Genomic DNA, 1,757 nt, shown 5'->3' with positions numbered 1-1,757 from the left:
AGCTATCTCATTAATCTTGGTCATCTTATCTTAGATTGTGAATGTTGGGTTAACAAAAAAAAGAGCTTATCATAAATATCGCCACCGGTCACATTGCCACCGGATAGTTTGCTAATTCTCAACTTCTCCAAGGTGCGTCCCATCCCAGTGTCACGGTCAACCACACCCTCAAAAATCCGGTCAGGGTCTTCTATTCCAGTCAGGTCTGCTAACAAGACTTCTTCAGTATTACGGTTGTGAGTATACCCTTCCTCTCGGTTGACAATTTCATAAGAGTTGACTACATCGTTGTTCTTGTAATCTTTCATAATCGTTACTCCTGATTAGTGTCATTGTTTGATTCATTAAAATTCTCCTTATAATTAAATTATACTGCTAAAATAATTAAAATTCACAAGCACTCTCCCCATCACCATCACTCCCTTCACCCCAGCATTATCAGGAATATAACGCTATGCTATCAGTTAGCAAAACTATGAAACATTACTCAATAAATTGTAAACTTATCGCTGCTTAGCCCTTAGCTACAATGGTGGCCACCTAGAAATCATGGCTGCTTCCCCTGAACATTAACGTTTTAAAAACGTGATGGATCGCTTTGTTTAAAGCTTAGCTTAAGCATTGAAAATTAGGAGTTTTTTTTAGGTTAAAATCCCTTTATAAGTCCCGAAATTATTGTTGATAAACCTGATTTATGTTATTAATAACAAGGTTGTTGATGGTTAAAGGTTAACCGTTTGACTGTTATTGGATATAGCTAATGAAATTAGTGTCGAATTACCAGTTAGGTAAATTAGGCGATCGCTCTTTTTTAATACAGATAAATTATCAGACGAATTACCAGTTAGGTAAAAAAGAGCGATCGCTCTTTTTTAATACAGATAAATTATCAGTCGAATTACCAGTTAGGTAAATTAGGCGATCGCTCTTTTTTAATACACATAACTGGTAAGTTTTCAAGAACTAATTTCAGAGGGTTCACCTGGAAAATTCTAAAAAATTGCTCCTCTTTTAATTAGCTTAAGCTTTGTGGATTCATCAATTCCTACAATATATCCGAATCGGGCATTTTTCACGTCAGCACCATTAAGGTTAGCACTACTGAGATCGGCACCAGTGAGGTTGGCACTACTGAGATCGGTATCTTTAAGGTCAGCACGATACAAGTAGGCACCACCAAGGTTAGCGCCACTGAGGTTTGCAGCACTAAAATCGGTACCAGACACCCTCATAGGACACAAGTTGGCAAGACTAAGGTTGGCACCACTAAGATTGGCACCACTGAGGTTGGCACTATAAAGAGAGGCACCCCTGAGGTTGGCACCACTGAGGTTAGCACTATAAAGAGAGGCACCCCTGAGGTTGGCACCACTGAGGTTGGCACCACTCAGCTCAGTACCCCTGAGATTGCTATCAATCAGCTTGGCATTACTGAGGTTGGCACCACTGAGGTTGGCACCACTGAGCTTGGTACCCCGCAGATCGGCACCACTGAGATTGGCACCACTCAGCTCAGTACCCCTGAGGTTAGCACTACTGAGATTGGCATTACTGAGGTTGGCACTATACAGAGAGGCACCACTGAAGTTCGCATTACTTAGGTCGGCACCACTAAGGTCGGCACCACTAAGATTGGCACGAATTAGCTTCGCACTACTGAAGTTGGCATTGCTGAGGTTAGCATTACCGAGGTTCCCACCAATCACCTTAACATCACTGAGGTTAGCACCACTCAAGTTCGCACGAATCAAATTAGA

Annotated in this window: 3 protein-coding genes; 1 reads left to right on the top strand and 2 read right to left on the bottom strand. The window is 41.5% G+C overall.

Annotation, left to right across the window (positions count from 1 at the left end):
• Positions 1-20: 20 nt before the first annotated feature.
• Positions 21-308 (bottom strand): hypothetical protein, encoded by a 288-nt coding sequence (locus F6K20_RS37040; protein WP_287298201.1) that lies wholly within the window; start codon positions 306-308, stop codon positions 21-23.
• Between the two features lie 452 nt (positions 309-760).
• Between F6K20_RS37040 and F6K20_RS37035 the strand changes: the two genes are divergently transcribed.
• Positions 761-913 carry a hypothetical protein gene (locus tag F6K20_RS37035; protein WP_287257066.1) on the top strand — a complete coding sequence of 51 codons (153 nt, stop codon included), beginning with the start codon at positions 761-763 and terminating at the stop codon, positions 911-913.
• A gap of 79 nt (positions 914-992) precedes the next feature.
• Here the strand turns inward: F6K20_RS37035 and F6K20_RS37030 are convergent.
• Positions 993-1,757 (bottom strand): pentapeptide repeat-containing protein (locus F6K20_RS37030; protein ID WP_287298199.1); only part of this gene is annotated, 765 nt, incomplete at its 5' end.

Source organism: Moorena sp. SIO2C4, assembly GCF_010672485.1.
Taxonomy (GTDB): Bacteria; Cyanobacteriota; Cyanobacteriia; order Cyanobacteriales; family Coleofasciculaceae; genus Moorena; species Moorena producens.
This window is presented reverse-complemented; position numbering and strand designations above follow the sequence as displayed.